Source organism: Chitinophaga eiseniae, from assembly GCF_900167135.1.
GTDB lineage: Bacteria > Bacteroidota > Bacteroidia > Chitinophagales > Chitinophagaceae > Chitinophaga > Chitinophaga eiseniae.
Map to the genome: position 1 here is coordinate 1,254,019 of NZ_FUWZ01000002.1, position 22,111 is coordinate 1,276,129.

General features: G+C 50.6%; 17 protein-coding genes. 9 read left to right on the top strand and 8 right to left on the bottom strand.

The features are described 5' to 3' along the window. Nucleotides 1–31: 31 nt before the first annotated feature. A complete protein-coding gene (locus tag B5D63_RS14730; RefSeq protein WP_078669540.1) occupies nucleotides 32–3,772 on the bottom strand; it encodes a DEAD/DEAH box helicase in 3,741 nt (1,246 codons plus the stop codon). A 492-nt stretch (nucleotides 3,773–4,264) separates the two neighbouring features. Then, nucleotides 4,265–5,170: an MBL fold metallo-hydrolase gene (locus B5D63_RS14735; RefSeq protein WP_235021543.1), complete on the bottom strand. Its 906-nt coding sequence runs from the start codon at nucleotides 5,168–5,170 to the stop codon at nucleotides 4,265–4,267. Nucleotides 5,171–5,255: 85 nt separating this feature from the next. Here B5D63_RS14735 and B5D63_RS14740 point away from each other — a divergent pair, with 85 nt between their 5' ends. Both B5D63_RS14740 and B5D63_RS14745 read left to right on the top strand, forming a co-directional pair. After that, nucleotides 5,256–6,143, top strand: a complete 888-nt coding sequence (locus B5D63_RS14740; RefSeq protein WP_159456029.1) for a helix-turn-helix domain-containing protein — start codon at nucleotides 5,256–5,258, stop codon at nucleotides 6,141–6,143. Between the two features lie 87 nt (nucleotides 6,144–6,230). Continuing rightward, on the top strand, nucleotides 6,231–6,611 hold the full coding sequence (locus B5D63_RS14745) for a DoxX family protein (protein ID WP_078669542.1): 381 nt from the start codon (nucleotides 6,231–6,233) through the stop codon (nucleotides 6,609–6,611). A 73-nt stretch (nucleotides 6,612–6,684) separates the two neighbouring features. On the opposite strand, the gene B5D63_RS14750 is transcribed toward B5D63_RS14745, so the two are convergent. The 3 genes from B5D63_RS14750 to gcvT form a co-directional block, all read right to left on the bottom strand. Next, nucleotides 6,685–7,407, bottom strand: a complete 723-nt coding sequence (locus tag B5D63_RS14750; protein ID WP_078669543.1) for a 2-phosphosulfolactate phosphatase — start codon at nucleotides 7,405–7,407, stop codon at nucleotides 6,685–6,687. Between the two features lie 17 nt (nucleotides 7,408–7,424). Continuing rightward, the gene (locus B5D63_RS14755) at nucleotides 7,425–7,898 is read right to left on the bottom strand and encodes an SRPBCC family protein (protein ID WP_078669544.1); all 474 of its coding nucleotides are present in this window, start codon (nucleotides 7,896–7,898) and stop codon (nucleotides 7,425–7,427) included. A 207-nt stretch (nucleotides 7,899–8,105) separates the two neighbouring features. Next, a complete protein-coding gene (gene gcvT / locus B5D63_RS14760) occupies nucleotides 8,106–9,194 on the bottom strand; it encodes a glycine cleavage system aminomethyltransferase GcvT (protein WP_078669545.1) in 1,089 nt (362 codons plus the stop codon). Nucleotides 9,195–9,392: 198 nt separating this feature from the next. Here gcvT and B5D63_RS14765 point away from each other — a divergent pair, with 198 nt between their 5' ends. The 7 genes from B5D63_RS14765 to B5D63_RS14795 all read left to right on the top strand — a co-directional run bounded on the left by B5D63_RS14765 (nucleotide 9,393) and on the right by B5D63_RS14795 (nucleotide 16,760). Beyond that, complete coding sequence (locus B5D63_RS14765) at nucleotides 9,393–10,718, top strand: M28 family peptidase (protein WP_078669546.1); 1,326 nt, start codon at nucleotides 9,393–9,395, stop codon at nucleotides 10,716–10,718. 127 nt (nucleotides 10,719–10,845) lie between these two features. Then, complete coding sequence (locus B5D63_RS14770) at nucleotides 10,846–11,241, top strand: nuclear transport factor 2 family protein (RefSeq protein ID WP_078669547.1); 396 nt, start codon at nucleotides 10,846–10,848, stop codon at nucleotides 11,239–11,241. 11 nt (nucleotides 11,242–11,252) lie between these two features. Further along, nucleotides 11,253–11,663, top strand: coding sequence for a hypothetical protein (locus tag B5D63_RS14775; protein ID WP_078669548.1), 411 nt, complete (start codon nucleotides 11,253–11,255; stop codon nucleotides 11,661–11,663). Nucleotides 11,664–11,675: 12 nt separating this feature from the next. Beyond that, the gene (locus B5D63_RS14780; protein ID WP_078669549.1) at nucleotides 11,676–12,362 is read left to right on the top strand and encodes an NUDIX hydrolase; all 687 of its coding nucleotides are present in this window, start codon (nucleotides 11,676–11,678) and stop codon (nucleotides 12,360–12,362) included. A gap of 372 nt (nucleotides 12,363–12,734) precedes the next feature. Continuing rightward, nucleotides 12,735–13,640 carry an NUDIX domain-containing protein gene (locus tag B5D63_RS14785; RefSeq protein WP_078669550.1) on the top strand — a complete coding sequence of 302 codons (906 nt, stop codon included), beginning with the start codon at nucleotides 12,735–12,737 and terminating at the stop codon, nucleotides 13,638–13,640. Nucleotides 13,641–13,662: 22 nt separating this feature from the next. Then, entirely contained in the window at nucleotides 13,663–15,078 is a 1,416-nt protein-coding gene (locus B5D63_RS14790) for a nicotinate phosphoribosyltransferase (protein ID WP_078669551.1), read from the top strand. A gap of 95 nt (nucleotides 15,079–15,173) precedes the next feature. Then, entirely contained in the window at nucleotides 15,174–16,760 is a 1,587-nt protein-coding gene (locus B5D63_RS14795; RefSeq protein WP_078669552.1) for a class I SAM-dependent methyltransferase, read from the top strand. Here B5D63_RS14795 and B5D63_RS14800 read toward each other — a convergent pair. The 3 genes from B5D63_RS14800 to B5D63_RS14810 form a co-directional block, all read right to left on the bottom strand. Continuing rightward, nucleotides 16,690–17,649, bottom strand: coding sequence for a hypothetical protein (locus B5D63_RS14800; protein WP_078669553.1), 960 nt, complete (start codon nucleotides 17,647–17,649; stop codon nucleotides 16,690–16,692). The genes B5D63_RS14795 and B5D63_RS14800 overlap by 71 nt on opposite strands. Nucleotides 17,650–17,816: 167 nt before the next feature. After that, nucleotides 17,817–20,999 (bottom strand): efflux RND transporter permease subunit, encoded by a 3,183-nt coding sequence (locus B5D63_RS14805; protein ID WP_078669554.1) that lies wholly within the window; start codon nucleotides 20,997–20,999, stop codon nucleotides 17,817–17,819. Between the two features lie 21 nt (nucleotides 21,000–21,020). After that, nucleotides 21,021–22,091, bottom strand: a complete 1,071-nt coding sequence (locus B5D63_RS14810) for an efflux RND transporter periplasmic adaptor subunit (RefSeq protein ID WP_078669555.1) — start codon at nucleotides 22,089–22,091, stop codon at nucleotides 21,021–21,023. Nucleotides 22,092–22,111 lie beyond the last annotated feature (20 nt).

Sequence of the window (22,111 nt, forward strand, 5' to 3'; positions counted from 1 at the left end):
ATTTACATCAAAAAAAATTACTGCCATTGCTTTAGCTGAACAGGTACAACACATCTTCTTTGGTCAGCTTTTTCACAAAGCCGCTATCATCGGAGATGATCTCTTTCACCAGCGATTTTTTACGTTCCTGTAACTGTAATATTTTTTCTTCTACCGTGTCTTTACAGATCATGCGGTAAGCGAAGATATTTTTCGTTTGCCCGATACGGTGAGTACGGTCTATCGCCTGTTGTTCCACGGCAGGGTTCCACCAGGGGTCTACGATATACACGTAGTCCGCTGCGGTAAGGTTCAGCCCCACGCCACCTGCTTTCAGGGAGATCAGGAACACCCTGCATTCGTCGTTATGCTGGAAGTTCTGGATGGCCTTCTCACGCTCCATGGTAGAGGTGCTGCCATCGAAGTACTCGTAGGGGATCTTCATATGTTGCAGCCTTTCGCGGATCAGGCCCAGCATACCGAGGAACTGGGAGAACACCAGCACTTTGTGGTTGCCGATATTTTCAGCGATCTCACGGGTAAGCTCATGCAGTTTCACGGAATGGTTAGGATACTGTTCCGTGTCGTTGAGGATAGCCGGTGAGTCGCAGATCTGGCGCAGTTTCATCAGGCCCTGCAGGATGGTCAGCTGTGAACGTTCCATGCCCTGGTCTTCGATAACGCCCAGGATCTTGGAGCGGTAGGTGTTCCGGTAAGCGTCGTAAATATGACGTTGTTCCGGGTCCATTTCGCAGAAGATAACGGTCTCGATTTTATCCGGCAGGTCTTTCGCCACCTGTTCTTTGGTACGGCGGAGGATAAACGGATAAATCAGTTTACGCAGGTGTTCTTTCCTTTCTTCATCCTGGAACTTGTCTATCGGCGTGGCGAACTCATTACGGAAGAAGTCCACGCTGCCCAGCATGCCCGGGTTCAGGAAGTTCATCTGTGCATAGATATCGAAAGTATTGTTCTGCATGGGCGTACCGCTCAGCGCCAGCCTGTTTTTGGTTTGCAGGAGCTGGGCCGCTTTGGTCACTTTGGACTGCGGGTTTTTGATGGCCTGTGATTCATCCAGCACCACATAGTCAAACTCCAGTTTCATCAGTGTCTGGATATCGCTGCGCAGCGTACCGTAGGTGGTGATGATCACATCGAATTTGGCCAGTTCTTCCGAATCTTTGATACGGGTAGGGCCGTGATGGATGTGGTGTTTGATTTCCGGCGTGAACTTACGGATCTCATTTTCCCAGTTATAGATCAGGGTAGTGGGGCACACTACCAGCGCCATACATTTTCCGCCGTTTTTGTTCTTGTAATATTGGAGGAAGGTAAGCGCCTGGATGGTTTTACCAAGACCCATGTCATCTGCCAGGATGCCACCCCATTTGATCTCATCGAGATAGTTGAGCCACTGGAAGCCGCTTTCCTGGTATGGACGCAGCGTAGCCTGCAGGTTGCGCGGCAGGGAGATGTTACGGATCTCGTCGAACTGCAACAGCTTTTTACGTTTCTGTTCCAGTTCTATTACTACCGCTTCATCATCGATGAACTCATACAGTTCATCGATCACGCTGAAGTTATATTTACTGAGTTTAAGGCCTTTGTCTTTCTCTTCCCCTACTTTGAAGAGGAGCGAGTATTTGCGCAGCCATTCTTCCGGCAGGAGGCCCAGGGAGCCGTCTGCCAGTTGCACGTAGTTCTGCTTGTTGGCCAGCGCGCTTTTAATGTCTTTGATGCTCACCTTCTGGTCGCCGTACAGCACTTCGATCTGTGCATCGAACCAGTCGATGCCTGAGCTGATCTGCAGATTGGTGACCGGCTTGTGGGAGCTGAATTTGAAGTTGCGCAGATTATCGAAACCGAATACCCGCACGTTCATTTCTTTCAGGGCGTCGAAGAAGAGGAAGAACCAGTTGTTCTTCAGGGCTTCTTTGGCGCGCAGGTAGAAATAGTGCTGGTTATCGTTCTGTGCGAAATTGGTATGCAGGGTGCGCAGGCGGCTGACAAAGGCATCTTCCGCTTCTTTGTTGCGGCGGATGACCAGTACTTTGTTACCTTCCTGCACGGTGATTTTCTCTTCTTCGTTCCATTCCACTTCCTGTCCGCGGTAAGCGAATCCCGGCTGGATGATGAAGGTTTCGCCCAGTTCTTTCAGGTATACGCGGCATTCCGGTTCGATGTCAGTCACCTCGGCGAGGAGTTCTTTGTCGAAGCGGATATCGTACTGCCGGCTTAAGGGCAACAGGTAGTCCTTGAGGTATACCGGCCATTCCTTGTTGGGAATTTTCAGTTTACCGCCACTCTGCTGGAAGAGCGCTACATGCAGGGCGTCCTGCGGGCTTTCAAACAGGTACAGCGTATTCTGGTAAAGGAACAGCAGCGGGCTTTCCCAGTTGTTTTTGGAGACGTCGATCAACTCACCTTCGATAGACACGTAGCAGCTGATTTCCACGTTGGTGCTGCCGCTGTGGGTCTTGAGGATAAGTTTTAGCCTGTCGGCCCCTATCTGCAGGGGTTGCAGGTTTTTGGTTTTGAACTGCTGTCTGTTAGGGAGATGAAATACCAGTCCGTGTTCTGCCAGCTGCGGAAACAGTTTGGCCAGTTTGGGGTGCAGGTATTCCAGCATCAGTTCTTTGGTTTCGGTAGGCAGCTCTTCCGCATTTTCATGCGTGATATTTTCCCAGATGCCGGCGAACGGCGAGTTTTTACTGAGGAATTTGCTGACTTCCGGACCTTGCAGTTTACGGATGGGGGCGATGAGCTCCCGGTCTTTCTCCCGGTACTGATAAAAGTCAACGTATTTGGTGAGGTCCAGTTTGCTGGCCAGTGATACGAAGGCGGTCTGCTCATCGTTCACCTCACCGCTGACGATATCTATTCTGAAGTAAGGGTATAATGTTTCGTTGGCGTTGAATACCGCGGCCAGGCGTTGCGTCACTGTCAGCGTCTCTTCCGGTGGCGGCGGGGCCGTCTGCTGCTGTCTGCCCGCGGTGGCGCCGTCCACCCGCTTGATGGTGGGGTCCAGCACGCGCAGGAATGGTTTGCCATCCATATAGGAAAACGCAAATTTGCCATCGAGATCGTCTGTCAGGGAATAGCCGTAGAGGGAGAGAAGTTTGTTTTTCTCTTTGTCCCAATTGCGCAGCGTATCAAAATAAAACGGACCGTTTTTCTGCAGCAGCTGCAGGAATAGCGCAGTTTTATGCACACAGAGCGCATGGGCTGTTTCATCGCAGGTGCAATGGGTATCGAAAAAACGTTCCTCATTGCGTTGGATGATCAGCGGATATTCTTTTTTATCCAGCGTCAGCACGGCCTCTACCTTTTCATCTTTGGCAGATGAAATTTTGATAGGATGCTGTTTCACGATCGCTTCCGCCTCGGCTATGATAGCGCTGGAGGTAAGCAGTTTGATCGTTTTAATATCGATGGATTTCATTTTGATCAGGGTGTGTTGCTGATCAAATTGTGTTTCGAAGCTCTCGAAATGATTCTTGTCCAGCATTTCCTGAAGCTGGAACAGTGCTGCTGCCTCGTGCCGGCAGATGTCGCCCAGGTTATAGGGACACTGGCAACGGATAGACATACCGCTGGTTTCACCGTATTTATTGATGGAAACCCGGTAGTAATTGGCATGCGTGTCACTTTTAACGCGGAAGGTCGCTGTTTTCAATACCGGGTCTGCTTCAATGAGCTCAACGCCCCCGGTAGAAAAAATACGCTTCCCCCTGCGGATCACTTCATCAGTGCCGTTATTGTAAACATATTTTAGCAAATGGGGCAGCGACATACTATTCGTTGTTGCCTGCTTTTAATATCGACGGCCACGGGGTAAATAAATATATCAAAAATCTTTAACCGCTGATAAAAAGGCAATCCACAAAAGTAAGCAGAAATCTTTAATAAACAGCAGGCAAAATGCCGGCAAAACGGTAATCCTTTGGTAGTAGCAAGTTACCCGCGATCCGCCCGGACAGGGCGCTTTATTTGATATATAATTATTTTTATATTTAATTATTTTAATGTGTTTTAACTAATACTATTTTACCATTGTTTATCAATTCATTACGATCACATAAATAAAAATTGATATAAATCGGGTAACCCGGCGTTACGGGACCTGCCGTGAATGATCAGCACGGGAAAGAATCGGGGGCAAGGGTGCGGGAGCACGCAGCATGCAACAGGTGGAAATGGGCATACAAAGGCGCGGGAAACAATGGCGGGCCGGTTAAATAGCGGCTACCAGCTGTAACCGCCATTTTATCAATCGAAAAATCATCTACCTTATATGCTGTATATACCGCTTCACGGAAAAATCCATCGCCGCTTTAGCCCCCGTATGCACATACTTCCCGAAAGCGCCATACATAGCATCGTAAGCGTACGGCTTCACGGCATCGTCAATGACTTTTACCTCCGCGGCCGACAATGGAATATTATTAGGATAACTATACATAAAGGACATCGTCTTCCTGTCGGAAGAAACCTGGATCACATCGCCCACCAGCAGCATTCCCTTACCGGCAGGACTGTACAATACGTTCGCCCCCGGGAAGTGACCGCCGCACAACACCAGTTTGATACCATCCCACAGGTCCAGCGTCTGGCTGTCCCACAGTTTGATCACATCGTCGTGCCGCCCCAGCCAGGAAGCGTCCAGCTTATGCACATATACGGGCGCATGGCCAAATGCATGGCTCCATTCCACGATAGTAGAAAAATAATGCGGGTGCGATAACGCAATAGCACGGATACCACCCAGCCTTTGTATGATATCTATCGTAGAGGCGTCGAGGTTAGCAATGCAGTCCCACAGGATATTACCATGAGGCGTTATCAGCAGGTGGGCCCGCTGCCCGATAGCGAAATCAGGTGTGCTGTAGATGGCATACAGGTTGGGCGCTACCAGTTCAATAACATTTTTATGTTTCTTCTGTATCTGATCGAAAGTGGTCCAGCTTTGTCCGGATGGGTTCACATACTGCCGCTCGTCTTCGCACACAGGGCAATGCGTGGGGGCTTCGGCAGCCGCATCGTATTGTATGCCGCAGGTTACACAGATATAATGTTTCATGTTTTTCGGTTTATCTGCAGGAAGGTAGGGCATTTTTGATAAAAGCGGAAGCCCCGCCATTGCCAGTCCGCTCTGTTTGAGCCATGCCCTTCTTGAATGTTCTTGTGCCATGGTATACTTGTTTTGTGATGCAAAAGTAGCCCGGGCACCCACCCCGCTCAAGGGACATACTCGACAAATACTTGTACATTTGAACATGCAATCGCCTATTCCTCAACACCGGATCAACGAAGGCGTGACCACATTGGTGTCCACGCCGGTAAAACATGTACTGATTGCCGGTTTTGACGATACCGGGAAGATAATCCCCCGGCAGTATCCGCACCGGCACACGTATTACGAAATCCTGTTGCTGCACCACAGCAAAGGCATACATTATATTGACTTTCAGGCCTGGCCTTTCGATGGAGCTGTGGTATTCCTGCTATCGCCCGAACAGGTGCATCAGCTGGACAGGGAGGCCTCTACCGGCTATTCCCTGAAATTTGATCCTTCTTTTTTCACCAGCGGCAACGACCCCGACAGCCAGTTGCTGGGCCATTTCCTGTTCGACAATATGCAGTCCTATCCTGTTATTCCGCTGGAAGCTGCAGACCTGGCGCGACTGGAAAACCTGATGAGCATTGCCCGGGAAGAGTATGACCAGACCACAGAAGATACCACGCCCATTCTCTTTTCCTATGTCCGCGTGCTGCTGATGGAGATCATGCGCATCCGCAAACGGCAGCTGTCTGAGCCGCACTTGCTGCCCGGCCAGCCACAGATGCAGTTATTGCAGTTTAAGCAACTGCTGCATCAACATTTCCATGAGCAACACGAGGTACAGGACTACGCCTCCCGCCTGCATATAACTCCGCGGCAGCTCAATGCGCTCACGCAGAAGCTGACCGGTAAAACAGCCGGCTCCCTCATCAAAGAGCGGGTGCTGCTGGAGGCGAAGCGATTGTTGTTTTTAAATGAGCTGACTGTAAAGGAGATTGGCTACCAGATCGGCTTTGAGGACCCCGCTTACTTTACGCGTTTCTTCAAAAAAAATACGGGCAAATCGCCGCAGCAGTTCCGCGAAACATCCCAGCCGGTATAAATGTACACGACAAACGCTCTTTTATCCATGGACAGCCTTCCCCATGAGCACTAGTTTTGTGTCTTCATTTGTTAAAACACACTCAACATGAAAGACAACAAACAGTTCGCGTTTCTCGTATTACGTATAGGTATTGGCGTATTATTCGTCGTTTTCGGTATACAGAAAATTATGGGAGGTCCTGCTATGTGGGAGTTCCTGGGCGGCACCCTGAAAATGGTTGGTATCAGCCGGTGGCCGGCTTTCTGGGGATTCATGGCTACGCTGGCGGAATTACTGGGAGGTCTTGCGCTTATTACCGGTTTTTTCATCCGGCCGGCAGGCATGGCATTGCTGCTCACCATGGTGATAGCCACTCTGTTTAAAATCAGCTCCGGCGCGCCTTTCGCGGATGTGGCGTTTCCGCTGTCGATGATCGTGGTATTTGCGGCCTGTATCCTGGGCAGTAAAAAACAGGCGGCCGCCTGATCATTTGGTTATTTGTTTATTGAAAGGCTGCCTGGCAAAACTTCTGATAAACAAATAACCAAATAACCAACTATCAGAATGGCACCAGCTTACCCTCCCTGAATATGGGCAGCACATTGGCGCCGTCAGGCGTGAGGCAGTAAGCAATATCTTTTTCCAGTCCGTATTTAGCGAGGCGTTGATAGTGGGAAGCCTGCTGCATATAGGCATAGATATCTCCCTTTGCCGTGTTGTACAGCGTTTCCGCGGCAATCGCAGCGTCACAGCCAACCTCAAAATGTTCACGGATGCGGCTTATCACGGCGCCGGCAAAGAGGGTGTCTTCCATATTGACACGGTCTTTCCAGGCGGCGCAACCGAGGATCACGTTTTGTCCCTGTGCGGCCAGGTAATCGCATACGGCGCTGATATTGGGAAAGGAACCGGTAACGATCTGGATGGCGTCTTTGGCCATGTGCAACAGTTTCGTTCCGTTGGTGGTAGTCAGCACCAGTGTTTTATTTTCGATGAACTCCCGGGGATATTCAAAAGGGGAGTTACCATGTACCAGTCCTTCTGCTACTCTGCCATCGCGCTCTCCGGCGGTAATCCCGTCTATAGCGCGGCCGATGTTCACACATTCTTCCACAGTAGCCACCGGTATTACGCTCGTTGCTCCATTGTACAGGGCGGTGCAGATGGTAGAGGTGGCGCGTAGTACATCGATGATGACCACGATACTGTTTTTTACATCATAGAGATGTAATAAAGCCGGAGATAAACATACTTCCAGGCTGGGTTTGTTACTAGTTGTCATTCAATTGCTTTTATGCATTAATCAAGGACTACTCTCCACTTTTCGCTCTCCGCGTAGTCCTTAATAACATCATTCCGGTGTTTCAGCAGGCGGGTCATGTATTTCCGGAGATAGAACCGTTCAAACATCCGCCCGAACCAACCGTAGGGGGTACCAAAATCCATGATATCGATCATTACGGTACCGTTACCTATTTCCCTGAAATGGTGCTCATGTTTCATATGGGTGAAATCACCTTCCGTCATTTCGTCGGTAAAATGTTCCCCTTCTTTCATGGCGATGATCTTCGTTGTCAGTTCCCGCATTTTGCCAATGTGTTTGGCGCGCCAGGTGACTGTTTCGTTCAAACGGATCAGACCATTGGTCCGGCCTTTGACGGCCTCTTCCTGCATGTGTGACATGCTGCGTTTATGCAGGGTAATACTCCGGCTCAGGTCATACACCCTCTCTAACGGTGCATGGATAACGGTAGTTAAATGAATAGTAGGCATAGATATGGCAATAAATAAGTTCTCGTCTCGCAAAGGCGCAAAGCAGCAAAGGCGCAAAGAAGAAACATAAGAAAAAGAGAACCAGGGCAAAGAACACTTTGTTCCTTTGTTGGCTGGTCAATCTCTTTAACTCCTTTGCGCCTTTGCTGCTTTGCGCCTTTGCGTGATGTTTTGCGTGCCTAAATTAATAACTTTCACCCGCTATTCCTAGCCCAGGAAAGGCACTTTCACCACTTTTGCTTTCAGGGCTTTGTCCCTTACGGCGATAAATATCTCACTGTCCAGGGCGGCATGGCTTGTATTCACATAGCCCAGACCGATAGCCTTGCCCAAAGAAGGGGATTGGGTGCCCGAGGTAACACGGCCGATCACATTCCCTGCGGCGTCTTTGATGTCATAGTCATGACGGGCGATGCCTTTGTCTACCATTTCAAAACCTACCAGTTTCCGGGAGATGCCTTCTGCTTTCTGTTTTTCGAAGATAGCGCGGGAAGGGAAGTCTTTCGTGAATTTGGTAATCCATCCGAGGCCCGCCTCCATGGGGGAGGTACGGTCGTCGATGTCGTTACCGTACAGGCAAAAGCCCATCTCCAGGCGAAGAGTGTCGCGGGCGCCCAGGCCAATGGGTTTCAGGCCTTTAGGACCGCCGGCAGCGAAGATGGCGTCCCAGATCTTGTCTGCTGCGCCGTCTTTGTCTTCGAAATAAATTTCGATGCCTCCCGCACCGGTATAGCCGGTAGCGCTGATCACCACGTTGGGAACACCTGCAAAAACGCCCTTGGCGAAGGTGTAATATTTCAGGTTGACGATATCTACTTCAGTCAGGGGCTGCAGGATGCTGGTGGCGTTAGGGCCCTGGATGGCCAGCAGGCAGGTTTTATCGGAAATATCATGCATTTCCACCCCTTTGGTATTGAACTGGCTGATCCAGTTCCAGTCTTTTTCAATATTGCTGGCATTTACCACCAGCATATACACGTTATTTTCTTCAATGCAATATACCAGCAGGTCATCCACCAGGCCGCCTTCGTTATTGGGCAGGGAGCTGTATTGGGCTTTGCCGGCAGTCAGTTTGGAGGCGTCGTTGGTAGTCACCCGTTGAATCAGGTCCAGCGCATTTTCACCTTTCAAAATAAACTCACCCATGTGGCTCACGTCAAACACACCGGCATTTGTACGTACCGCCTGGTGCTCATCATTGATACCTGTATAGGAGATTGGCATGTTGTAACCCGCAAAAGGAGCCATCTTGGCGCCCAATGCAATGTGCTTCTGTGTAAAAGGTGTGTTTTTCATACTTTGTTTTTAAAACGGGGCAAAAATAGGCATTTGCCTCTTATGAAAGATAAACCGCTCCCGGCGAATGACCGTTTTCAGACCAACATCATATTAAACATACTTGAAATGCAACGGGCGCTTAAAAAAGAACTTGCCTCCATTGCGCTATTAGCAGGGGGTAATTCGTAATTTTGCAGCAGACCCAAAAAAGATTGCGTGAAAAAGATAACCTGGCTGTTACCACTGGTATGTACTACCTTGTTCGTAGGTGCACAGAAAAAAAATGACCGGAAAACCCTGTCCAATCTGCAAACGCATGTCACCTACCTCTGCAGCGACAAGCTGGAAGGCCGCCAGACCGGCTGCCCCGGCGAACAACTGGCCGCTGCCTATCTTTCTTCCCAACTCGAACAAACAGGCGTCAGCCCCAAAGGGGACAACGGCTTCCTGCAAACCTTCACCATCCGCGAAGGCCGCGAACCGGACAACTGCACGCTGAACCTTAACCACCAAAAGCTGATTTCAGGCAAACAGTTCATCGCACTGCCTTTCAGCGCCGGTAAAAGCGCCCAAGGCGAAGTACTCCCCGCGGTCAATGAACCGGATAATATCTGGTTAATAAATGTTAAAGAAATAGAAGCCGACCCCAACAAAAGCAAGATGGAACTGTATCTCCGGGAAACGGAGGTAGCAGCTAAGTCCGGCGCTTCGGCCGTTATCTTCTACAACGGACAGGAAACACCGGCGGAAGTCAACAGCTGGCAAAAACAAGCTGTCAAACCCAGCAGCATCCCCGCCGTCTGGGTTAGCAACGACATCAGTAAAATACTCGGCAACGACGACGCCAACGCCTTCCAGATTGATATGAAAATCGCTTTCAAAGCGGTAAAAGTCACCGGTACCAATGTGATCGGCTATATCGACAACAAAGCGCCTAAAACAGTGATCATCGGAGCACATTACGACCATCTCGGCAAAAGCGAAAACAATACCGTCTACCCCGGCGCCGATGACAACGCCAGCGGTACCGCCGCCCTGCTGGAACTGGCGCGCCTGCTCAAGTCCGCCCGCCTTAAAAACCATAACATCGTTATCATCGCTTTCTCCGGCAAGGAAGAAGGGCTCGCCGGCTCCGCCTGGTTCACGGCCCACAGCGAAGGCATCGACCTCTCGCAGGTGAACTATATGATCAACCTGGACATCATCGGTGACCTCGATGCTACCAGAGGCGTACAGATCGGCGGCATCAGCTCCTCCGCCGGATGGCCCGGCATCATCGGCAGCGTAGCCGCCAAAGACACCAAAGTCGTTTACGACTCCACCGGCGCCGGCACCTCAGACCACCTTTCCTTTTATAAAAAGAACATCCCTGTTCTTTACTTCTACACCAACGCCCATAAAGGCACCCCAGAGCCCGGCGACAAACCGGACAAACTCAACTACGACGGCACGCTCACCGTCCTCAAACTGGTGTACGATATCATCGGCAAAACAGACAATATGGAAAAGCTGGCGTTCAACGCAGCTACCGCCAGAAAATAAATCCCACCGCTCACATCGTTTTACATGAGCAGGAATGAGTTACATTTACACGAATTTTATAAATTCGCAGATTGCATCGCGTGCATACGCCTGCATTATTTGTTATTCATTCAACGCATCCCTGTAAATGGACGAAAAACTGGCCCTCGTATACCGGTATTTCCAGCTGCTTGAAAATTTTTCAGCAGATCCGACCGAGTTTGCCAATATCTTTCATCCGGGCGTTATTCAGACAGAATATCCCAACCAGTTGTCAGCCGAAGTCAAACAAAGGAATTTTGAACTCATGCTGGACAGTATGGCCACCAATAAACTGATCCTGAAATCTCAGCATTACAGCGTGCTGAAAGCCGTACAGAATGGCAATACCCTCGTAGTAGAAGCCAACTGGACCGGGGAGATAGGCGTGGATGCAGGCAAATACAGAAGGGGACAGGTGATGAAAGCTTTCATCTGCACCGTCATCGAATTCCGCGAAGGAAAAATATACCGGCAGCGCAATTACGGCTGCTATGAACATTAAAGCCAGTTATCATGAAAATATTATTATCCGTACTGACCGCCGCCGCCAGCCTGCTCTTTGCGTGTAACCCTACCCGTAATGACCACCAGGTGAATAAAGATGCCTATGATGTGATCACCGAGAAAAGTTACGTATACCGGGAATTCAAACCCGCTGCCAGCCCGGAGATGGACTCGGCGCTGCGGCTACGCAAAGAAATCACCGACTACCTCGATCAGCAGGGCTTTAAACCACACATCGCCGGTAAGGACAGCCTCCTGTTCCACCGGGCCAACGGCCTCGAGGTAATGATAGAGATGCCTGCCCCGCAGGACGTATGGTCTATGAATACCATCATCGTATTCGATCCGGTGAAAAACCCGTTATTCGTAAATTTACACAAGGGCACCGCCCAGGTTGAAAACTATATTAAAGCAAAATAATCCGTTAGCAGTTTGCCAGTAGTACAGAACATCAGGTTAACCGTAGACGCGGTCGTATTCGGATACATCCCAAGGGAGGGCATCGTTGTGTTGTTGATCAAACGCACTATAGACCCGTACCTGCACAGCTGGGCGCTGCCCGGCGGATTCGTGCTGGACGATGAGTCCCTCGAAACGGCCGTCACCCGCGAACTGCTGACCGAAGCCGGCGTGAATATCAATTACCTCGAGCAACTGTACACGTTCGGCCTGCCCGGCCGCGACCCCAGAGGAAGAGTGGTGTCCGTCGCCTACTTCGGCCTTGTAAACCCTACCAATTTTAAACTCGCCGCCAGCTCCGACGCGGAAGACGCCTCCTGGTTCAATATCAAGGACCTGCCGTCTCTCGCCTTCGACCACGCCACCATTATCGACGTGGCCGTACAAAGGCTCCGCAATAAAATCCGTTATGAACCCATCGGCTTCGAACTGCTGGATAAGAAATTTCCCATCGCCGACCTGGAAAAACTATATGAAACACTGCTGGACCGGCCCATCGACCGCCGGAACTTCCAGAAAAAAATAAATCACCTCGGCATCCTGATCGCCCACAACGAAAAACAAAAACAAGTGTCACAGGGGCGCCCCGCCAAACTTTTCAGCTTCAATGAAGAACAGTATTTTAAACTGAAGAAAGAAGGAATGGCGTTCGAGATTTAGGGATTTAGGGATTTGGGGATTTGGGGATTTAGGGATTTTTTGATTTTCGGTTTTTTGATTCCGGGAAGCACATGATAACTTGGAGTTGCTGAACCTATTGCAGGAGACATCCACAAATCTGCCGGCCTGCAAATAGCCCATGCGTCGCTAAAGGAACTATTACATCCAACCGCAAAAACAACATGTTTACCGGCACCACATGATGATCAACCTATAAAATCAGAAAAGGGAATAAGAACAAAAAATCGACAGTCTATTTAATAAATTATAAATCAATCAGTTAAGATATTTTGTGTATTTTTTACAAAAATATTTTGCTGATATTATTTCTCTTTATATATTTGTGTAACAAATACACAAAATAGCTCGGATATGCAAACAACAAAGCCCACAGGAGTTATTATAGCCCGGTTTCAGACACCTTCCCTCCACGAAGGTCACCTGGAGCTGATCCGGCAGGTGAAAATGAAACACAACCGCGTACTGATCATCCTCGGCGTCAGCCCCGTAAAAGGCAGCCGCAAAAATCCGCTGGACTACTACACCCGCGAGCGTATGATCAAACAACAGTTCCCCGAAATCATTATTCTCCCCCTGAGCGATCAGAAATACGATACCGTCTGGTCCAAAAAGCTGGATGAACTGCTGCACAACAACTTTCCGCACGAAACCTTCGTTCTCTACGGCAGCCGCGACAGCTTCATGGGCACCTATTCCGGCCGTTACCCCACAGAAGCGCTGCCACCGGTGAAAGATTACAACGCTACCGCCATGCGCGAAGCCCTGTCAGATAAAGTGTTTGACACCGAAGAGTTCCGCGCCGGCATCATCTATAACACCTACAACCTGTTCCCGGCCGTGTATGCCACCGTAGACATCGCATTGTTCAGAAACAACAGGCAACAACTGCTGGTAGGCCGCAAACCCAATGAAAACAACTGGCGGCTGCCCGGCGGATTCTCCGACCCCACCGACGAATGCTTCGAAACAGCCGCCGCAAGAGAACTCCGGGAAGAATGCGGCAGCGTGGAAACCAGCGCCATGGAATATCTGGCCTCTGTAAGAATAGACGACTGGCGCTACCGCTCCGAAACAAATAAAATCATCACCACCTTATTCGCCACAGACCTGCTCTACGGCGAGCCCGCAGCAGGAGACGACCTGGCGGAAGTACGGTGGATAACAGTAACGGATATACCCGAACTGATCAGAAAACAAGAACTCGCTGACACACACCTCCCGTTGTTTCAACGCCTGGTTGATAAATATGCTAAATAAGAAGAACTAAAAACTTACTGCTATGACAAAGGAAAATCTCATCCTCCTCGCTGATGCTTACAAATATTCCCACCATAAATTATACATCCCCGGAACACAACATATCTACTCCTACCTGGAAAGCCGCGGTGGCAAATTCGATGAAACCGTGTTCTATGGCTTGCAGTACTTCCTCAAAGAATACCTCGAAGGCGCGGTCTTCACCAAAGAAAAACTGGATGAAGCAGCCATTACCCTGAAAGAAGTATTCGGCCGCGACGATGTATTTGACCGCAGCCGCTTTGAATACATCATCCGTAAACACGGCGGTAAATTGCCGGTGCGCATCAAAGCAGTCCCGGAAGGAACGGTGGTGCCTGTACGAAATGTACTCATGACCATCGAAAACACCGACCCTGAATGCTACTGGCTCACCAACTTCCTCGAAACACTGCTGATGCAGGTGTGGTACCCCTGCACGGTAGCCTCCCTCTCCAGGGAAATCAAAAAAGTAGTGAAACGCTACTACGACGATACGGCCAGCGCCGCCGCCTTTGCGGGCATCGACTTTGTCCTCAACGATTTCGGTTTCCGGGGCGCCAGCTCCGTAGAAAGCGCCGGCATCGGCGGAAGCGCCCACCTGGTCAACTTCTCCGGCAGCGACACCATCGCTGCGTCCATCTTTGCCAAACGGTATTACAACGCCGCTACCGCACCAGGCCTGTCCATCCCCGCTACGGAACACTCTATCGTCACCATGCTGGGAGAACCGGGAGAACCGGACATCTTCAAACATGTGCTCAACACCTTCCCCACCGGCACCATCGCCTGCGTATCTGACTCCTACAATATTTTCCGCGCCTGTGAAGAATACTGGGGCACTGAACTGAAAGAACAGATCCTCAGCAGACAAGGCACCCTCGTCATCCGCCCCGACAGCGGCGATCCTGTACAAACCCTGCTGCGGGTGTTCGATATCCTCATGAACAAATTCGGCTTCACCATCAACGAAAAAGGCTACAAAGTATTACCCCCGCAGGTCCGCGTGATACAAGGCGACGGCATCAGCTACTCTTCCATCCCCGGTATCTTTGAAGCACTAAAAAAAGCCGGTATCAGCGCCGAAAACCTCGTGCTTGGCATGGGCGGCGCACTGCTCCAGCGCGTTAACCGCGACACCCAGGAGTTTGCCCTGAAATGCTCCTACGCAGAAGTCAACGGCAAAAGCATCAACGTACAGAAAATGCCGGTGGAAATGGACGCCAACGGTCAATTGCAAACCTCCTTCAAGAAATCCAAAGCCGGCAAACTGAAACTGGTCAAAGAAAACGGTGCCTTCAAAACCCTCGGCGCCAACGAAGCGCCCGAACTGGACGACCTGCTCGAAACTGTTTTCGAAAACGGGACCGTCACCAAAACATGGTCTTTCGACACCGTCCGCCAGGCAGCCGCTTTATAATATCACTTTTATTTCCTCCAGTAAAGGTTACCCCCATTTCATCGCCCGGGACTCAGCCCCCGGGCTTTTTTCCGGAAATCTGTTAACTTCACCGTATGTACCTGCTCATACCCGGACGCCACCACCTGTTGACCGACTTTCAGTTCAAATACCTGAACCGTCTGATCAAATGCAGCCTGGAAGGCGAAAAAGACGTATATGGACAACCGTTGGACATCACGCCCGTAGCGGGCGTCATCTTCGCTGTCACCTCTGCCAACCACCTCGGCACCAAACGCAACCCGGTACCTTTCTACCTGCGTGCCATGGTGATACAGGAATTCTCCAACTCGCTCGACGTGCCCGCCTATGTGTATGGCATCGACGACGTGGGCGTGATCCACGACTTCGCGGAATATACCATCAAAACCATCCGGCATTCCAGTGAAGGCGCCCATAACCTCACCCCGCAAAACACGGTGGTCATCTGCTCCACCAGCGTTCGCGAGATGTACCTGAAACAGGGCTTCCGTATCCTGACAGCAGAATGGGACCCGGCAGCCAACCGGTTCACACAGCCCATGCCCTGGGACCTTGTGAACCTCATCGCACAAACCAGCGACTGGCGCAAACACCCCACCGTACTTGAACAGGTGCATCCGGCGGCATTTAAAATATGGTCACTGTATGGGGTGGGAGAGAAAGTACAACAGATCCTGAAAGACCCTATTATCGGGGCCGACGGCGATCTCACCGCTACCCGGGATTACAACGTATACGTAAAACAGATGGACGATATCGCGGCGCTGAAATACCGCGAAACCGCCCCGTACATACAACCCGGCAACATCGGCGACATCGGCTGCGCCACAGGCTCCTGGATTAAGATAGCCTGTGAAGACGATCGCCTGCATGAATGCGATTTCTATGGCATAGAAGTGTCGCGGCACCTCTATGATATCTGCCTGCAACGCAAACACAACGGCGAGTTCGCCAACCCCTCCGTATTTTTTGCCCAGAAAAACGCGGTCACCAGCCTCGTGTTTGAACCAGGCAGCATGAACACCATCCACACGTCTTCTTTAACACACGAAATAGAATCTTACGGCAGCAGACAAGACCTGCTGGCGTTTATCCAAAACCGTTACCAGGAACTGGTGCCCGGCGGCGTATGGATCAACCGCGACGTGGTAGGCCCTGAAAACAGGACCGAGACCGTACTCCTGTGGCTCAACGAAACAGATGGCGCCAACGACCTGCCCATGCCGGAAAACCCTACCACACAGACTTTAGCGGCATGGCTCGGAAAACTGTCCACCAAAGCGCTGTTCCGGCGCTTTGCACAGGACTTCCGTCATGAAGAAGGTTACCAGCTGCCACACCAGTGGGTCACTATCGGCGGCACCACCTACTGTCAACTTTCTATGCAGGACGCCTGCGAATTCCTGTTCAAAAAAGACTATCACGACAACTGGCTCAGCGAAATGCACGAGACCTTCTGCTTCTGGAATTACGATGACTGGAAACAGGCGCTGGAAGCGGCTGGCCTGCGACTGGACAACCTGTCGCATACCTACCGCAACGAATGGATTGTGAAGAACAGGCTGGAAGGGAAGACACAACTGCTCCGCATTAATGGGAACGGCCAGCCGGAACCGATGCCGTTTCCGGCTTCCCACCTGTTATTACTGGCACGTAAATAGACTCCGTACTTTCCTTAGACCATATCTCCAGCTTATTGTCGAGCATCACCGGTACCAGTAACTGGTCCCGTTTGCCCAGCGCAATATCAGCAGGAGAGCGTCTTACCAATATGTCGAAGGTGCTTCCGCTATTCAGATCATAAACATGCAACTGACCTCCCCCGAATTGCGCATCCACCGGTATCCAGTTAGACAAGCAAAGATGGCTGGCATCCAACTGAACAATCCCGTCGAACAAGCCGGTAGGGGAGTTCTTTACCGGCTGAAAAGCATCTCCGCTCACCTTTAGCCGGCGGTGCCAGAGCTGTCCCTTCCCGTTCATATCGGGCCCCATGGAACATACGTACAACTCGTCAGTGGCTTTATCATACACTACGCCATTGGCTGTGACGATGTTTCCAAGCTGCTGTAAAGCCGCAGTATGCCGATTGACCAGCCATACATCTCCTTTAAAGGAATCCGTCATCACCAACTGGCTGTCATTCACCGGGGTAATATCATTCAGCACACCGGCTTTGCCTTCCAGGTTAAGATCAAACACTTTTTGCCGGCTGTTAATATCATATCCTTTGAGATGATCGATATCCGTCACATACAGGGTACTGCCAACAATGGTGAGGCCTTTGGGAGCGTTCAGGGTATCGTCGAAATAGCGGGGAGACTGCACTTTATCTTTTCTGATAAAGGCGATGGAGCCGTCGCCATCTTTGGCAGCGGGTTCCAGTTTCACACCGATCTGCGATACGAAGTAGCCATCTTTCCAGGCAACTACGCTCTCAGGCGTTACCAACCCGGTAACAGTCCTTTTTACGAAAGGCGGATTTCGTTGTGCAAAAGCAGCCGTAGCAACCAGCATGCCGGCCAGTAACAGGGAAATGGATCTGTTCATGAGAATAGTTTATATACAAAAATAAATGTATATCCTGCACCCTCAATTGTATCCAACAAAGCATTATTTGTGAATATCAAAGTACCGGAAAAAAGAAGACCGGAGTATGAATACTCCGGCCACTACCTAAACCTACAACTGTTACACTGTTAGTAACATATCTTGAATTAGTTATTGTGAATTTCATTCAGGGGAACTTCTTCGTAGGAAGCTACCATCCGTTGTCTGATATAACGTTTGGTAGACAGTTTGCCCCATCCGAATCTGGCCATGATCTTATCAACCACCATGTATACCACCGGCACCACAATGAGGGTGAGGAACATGGAGCTGATCAGACCGCCGATGATCACCCACGCCAGACCGTTTTTGGTAGAAGCCACCCCACCGGTAGCCAACGCAATCGGCAACATACCGATCACCATCGCAATGGTGGTCATAAGGATCGGCCTCAAACGCGCGTTATTGGCATGTATCAGCGCATGATAGGTATCCTGTCCCTGTTCTTTCATCTGGTTGGTAAAGTCCACCAGGATGATCGCGTTCTTCGCCACCAGACCGATCAGCATGATCATACCCAGGATGGTGAAGATATTCAGCGTGTTATTGGTCAGCGCCAGTGCCAGCAGGGCACCGATGATCGCCAGCGGAATGGAGAACAGTACCACAAACGGGTAGATGTAGTTGTCATACAGCGCCACCATGATCAGGTATACCATTACAATGGAGATCAGCAACGCCGCGCCCAGTGTACCGAAGGAGTCGCCCTGGTTTTCAGCGTCACCGCCGAATACGAAGTTGATGCCTGTCGGTTTTTCCATTTTCGCCAGTTTGGCGGCAAACTCCTGCGTCACTGTACCGGAAGGACGTCCCATTACCTGTGACTGTACAGACACGGAGGTATTTTTGTCCCTTCTTTCCAGGTGGCTGGGGCCGGAGCCTTCTGTCACCGCAGCAAACTGCGACAGTTTGATCAGCTGGCCTTTGTCGTTCACAAACTGGATGTTGGCCACATCCTGGATGTTCCTCTTCTTAAAGTCGTCAAAACGGATGTTGATATCATATTCATAATCACCCTGGCGGAACTTCACTTTGGAGTCGTCTGCCGTACCGCTGAAAGCTGTCTGCATGGTGCCGCCTACCATATCGAGGGTGAGGCCCAGTGCCGCCATCTTATCGCGGTCCACCTGCACGTTGATTTCCGGGTTACCTTCTTCCACAGACAGTTTCACTTCACTGGTACCGCTGATGGTTTTCAGGGTGTCCATCGCTTTTTTTGCGAAGTTCATCACGCTGTCCATTTCACTGCCCATTACCACCAGTTCCACCGGTGCTCTTTCTGCTGTACCCATGATGCTCACGTCGGTCGTTTTCACTTTCACACCGGGCAGGAGGGCTTTGAGTTCTTTCTTCACTTTGGCCGCGTAGATATCGGAGCTTTCGGAACGTTTTTCCAACGGCACCATGATCACCGTGATCTCAGATTTATAGGCGGTGGACTGGGAGGTACCGAAACCGTCCTCGCTGGTCTGACCTACGGTGGTGATCATTCTTTCCACTTCCGCTTTTTTATTGAGATATTGTTCAGCGGTGCGGGTAGCCTGGTTGGACTGCTGTACAGACGCATCTTTCGGCATTTCCAGCATCACGATAAACTGACCGCGGTCACCTTTCGGGATAAACTCACCTCCGATGTATCCTTTGCCGATCAGCATGAAAGAAGCGAACAGCAGGCCTACAGAAGCGATCAGGGTAATCGCTTTATGTACCAGCGCCCATCTGAGGATACCGGTCATCCATTGGGTAAAGCGCTGCAATTGTTTTTCAAACCACAGGATGAATTTCTCGAAGATATTTTTTCCGGTGATGTGCTCCAGTTTACCGAAACGGGAAGACAGCAGCGGCACGATCATAAAAGAAGATAACAAGCTGAGCATCGTAGAGATCATCACCACCACGCAGAACTCACGCAGGATCTTGGACACCAGTTCATTGGTGAGAGAGATCGGCAGGAACACCACCACAATTACCAGCGTAATGGAGGTAACGGTAAAGCCTATCTCTTTTACACCATCAAACGCAGCACGAACACGGTTCTTACCCATCTCCATGTGACGGTAAATATTTTCCAGCACCACAATGGCGTCATCCACCAGGATACCTACCACCAGCGACAGCCCCAGCAGGGACATGAGGTTGAGGGAGAAGCCCATCAGTTTCATGCCAATGAAGGTAGCGATCAGGGAAGCCGGGATGGAGATCATGACGAAGATGGCGCTACGGATACTGTGCAGGAACAGCAGCATCACCACTGCCACGAGGATCACCGCGAGGATCAGGTCATGTATTACAGAGTCTGCGGATTCCAGCGTAAAGTCGGAGGAGTCGTTGGCCACGAGTATTTTCAGGTCGTTGGCAGCATAGTCTTTTTCCACCTGGGCAATGGCCTTTTTCATTTCCTCACTCACCGTTACCGCGTTGGCATCGGTTTGTTTCTGGACCTGGAGGGCGATCGCGTTTACGCCGTCCACACGGGCGATACGTTCAGCGTCTTTCTGGGCGTCCTGTACGTCGGCTACGTCCTGCAGACGGATCTGCGTACCTTCTGCGGTGGTTTTCAGCACGAGGTTACGCAGCTGGTCCACGTTTTTATATTTACCGGCCAGACGGATCAGGATCTGATCATTGGCTGTTTTTACTTTACCGGTAGGGAAGTCCATATTGGCATTGGTAACCGCCTGGCGTATCTGCAGGATAGACATGTTGTACGCCTGCAGTTTGGCAGGATCTACGTTCACCTGTATTTCACGTTCCTGGCCGCCGATCAGCGACACCTGTGCTACGCCCGGCAGGCGGGACAGCAGGGGTTGCAATTTTTTATCCACCAGGTCATAGAACTTTTTATCGTCCATTTTAGCGGTGGCGGACAAGGTCATGATCGGCAGGTCATCGAGCGAAAATTTATTGAGGGATGGTGGTTTGGCATCGCCCGGAAGGTCGGCCAGGATGGCGTTTACTTTACGTTGTGCGTCCTGGAGCGCGATATCCACGTTGGCATCGTTATTCAGCTCGACGGTGATCACGGAAAGGCTTTCAGAAGATTTGGAGGTGATCTTCTTGATCTTTTCCATGGAAGCGATCGCGTCTTCTATTTTTTTCGTGATGGTACTTTCCACTTCGTTGGGTGAAGCACCGGGATATATCGTCGCAATGGTGACGATAGGGGAGCTGAACTTGGGCAGCAGCTCATAGTTCAGCGATTTATAGCTCATAACGCCCAGCAGGGTGAGGATGGTGAACACCACCACTACGATCGTGGGCCTTTTTATGGAAACTTCAGTAATCTTCATGTTGCAAGAATTGGTTCACGCTTATTTATTGCCACCCTGTACTACTACTGGTGTACCATCTGTGAGGTTGATCTGGCCGCTGGTGATCACGGTGTCGCCTTCGTTGAGGCCTCCCCGTATTTCCACCTGGTCGCCGATGATCTGGCCGGCGATCACTTTGCGTTTTTTAGCCACCTTACCTTCCATCACATATATTTCGTTGCTGCTTACGCCACCGACAAAGGCTGTGCGGGCGATGAACATGGTTTTGGCGGCAGTAGGCGCTTCGAAGTGTGCGGTGCCGTACATGCCGGCTTTCAGTTCTTTGCCGCTTACATTGCCCACTTCCATTTCAACGGGGTAGTTGAGGGAGTTGTCGCCCTTAGCAGCGATGAAGGTAATGGTACCTTCGTAGCTGGCTTCAGGGAACACGTTGGAAGTGACTTTCACTTTCTGTCCTTTTTTCAGGGTGACAACCTGTGATTCCGGTACGGCCACGGCCAGTTTCAGCCTGGACACGTCCACGATGTCAAACATTTTGGTACCGGGGGAGAGGTAAGCACCCTGTTCCACATACTTCTTATTGATAACGCCGGAGATAGGCGCTTTCACGTAAGTATCGCTCACGCGGCGGCCGGCGGCTTCATAGTTGCTTTTAGCGATGTCGTACTGCAACTTCACATCGTCTACCTGTTTCTGGGTAACACCACCGGTTTTGAAAGCGGCTTCATATCTTTCTTTGTCCACTCGCAGCTGATCGAGATTGGCTTTTGCAGCGGAGAGATCGGTGCTTACGATCTGGCCGTCGATGTAGGCGATGGCCTGGCCTTGTTTTACCACGCTGCCTTCATCTACCAACAGGCGGGTAATACGGCCGGAGGTTTCGGCGAGGTAAGACAGTTCGCGGATAGGTGCGAAGTTACCATTGGCCAGGAAGCCCTGGGAAAAATCGTTGGTGGATACCCGTTGTATCAGTACCGGCACGTCGCCGCTGTTGCTTTCTTTTACAAATGCTGTTTTAGCTTCATTGGCTTTTTTATTGGCGTTAAGCTTCCACATGATCAGCACCACTGCACCTACTGTTACCAAGCCCCAGATAATAAACTTTTTCATCTGCAATAATTTGTGTGTTT

Excerpts from the sequence above, each read along its gene's own strand:
- B5D63_RS14730 (WP_078669540.1), bottom strand. The coding sequence starts at position 3,772 with ATGTCGCTGCCCCATTTGCTAAAATATGTTTACAATAACGGCACTGAT.
- B5D63_RS14735 (WP_235021543.1), bottom strand. The coding sequence starts at position 5,170 with ATGGCACAAGAACATTCAAGAAGGGCATGGCTCAAACAGAGCGGACTG.
- B5D63_RS14740 (WP_159456029.1), top strand. The coding sequence starts at position 5,256 with ATGCAATCGCCTATTCCTCAACACCGGATCAACGAAGGCGTGACCACA.
- B5D63_RS14745 (WP_078669542.1), top strand. The coding sequence starts at position 6,231 with ATGAAAGACAACAAACAGTTCGCGTTTCTCGTATTACGTATAGGTATT.
- B5D63_RS14750 (WP_078669543.1), bottom strand. The coding sequence starts at position 7,407 with ATGACAACTAGTAACAAACCCAGCCTGGAAGTATGTTTATCTCCGGCT.
- B5D63_RS14755 (WP_078669544.1), bottom strand. The coding sequence starts at position 7,898 with ATGCCTACTATTCATTTAACTACCGTTATCCATGCACCGTTAGAGAGG.
- gcvT (WP_078669545.1), bottom strand. The coding sequence starts at position 9,194 with ATGAAAAACACACCTTTTACACAGAAGCACATTGCATTGGGCGCCAAG.
- B5D63_RS14770 (WP_078669547.1), top strand. The coding sequence starts at position 10,846 with ATGGACGAAAAACTGGCCCTCGTATACCGGTATTTCCAGCTGCTTGAA.
- B5D63_RS14775 (WP_078669548.1), top strand. The coding sequence starts at position 11,253 with ATGAAAATATTATTATCCGTACTGACCGCCGCCGCCAGCCTGCTCTTT.
- B5D63_RS14785 (WP_078669550.1), top strand. The coding sequence starts at position 12,735 with ATGCAAACAACAAAGCCCACAGGAGTTATTATAGCCCGGTTTCAGACA.
- B5D63_RS14790 (WP_078669551.1), top strand. The coding sequence starts at position 13,663 with ATGACAAAGGAAAATCTCATCCTCCTCGCTGATGCTTACAAATATTCC.
- B5D63_RS14795 (WP_078669552.1), top strand. The coding sequence starts at position 15,174 with ATGTACCTGCTCATACCCGGACGCCACCACCTGTTGACCGACTTTCAG.
- B5D63_RS14800 (WP_078669553.1), bottom strand. The coding sequence starts at position 17,649 with ATGAACAGATCCATTTCCCTGTTACTGGCCGGCATGCTGGTTGCTACG.
- B5D63_RS14805 (WP_078669554.1), bottom strand. The coding sequence starts at position 20,999 with ATGAAGATTACTGAAGTTTCCATAAAAAGGCCCACGATCGTAGTGGTG.
- B5D63_RS14810 (WP_078669555.1), bottom strand. The coding sequence starts at position 22,091 with ATGAAAAAGTTTATTATCTGGGGCTTGGTAACAGTAGGTGCAGTGGTG.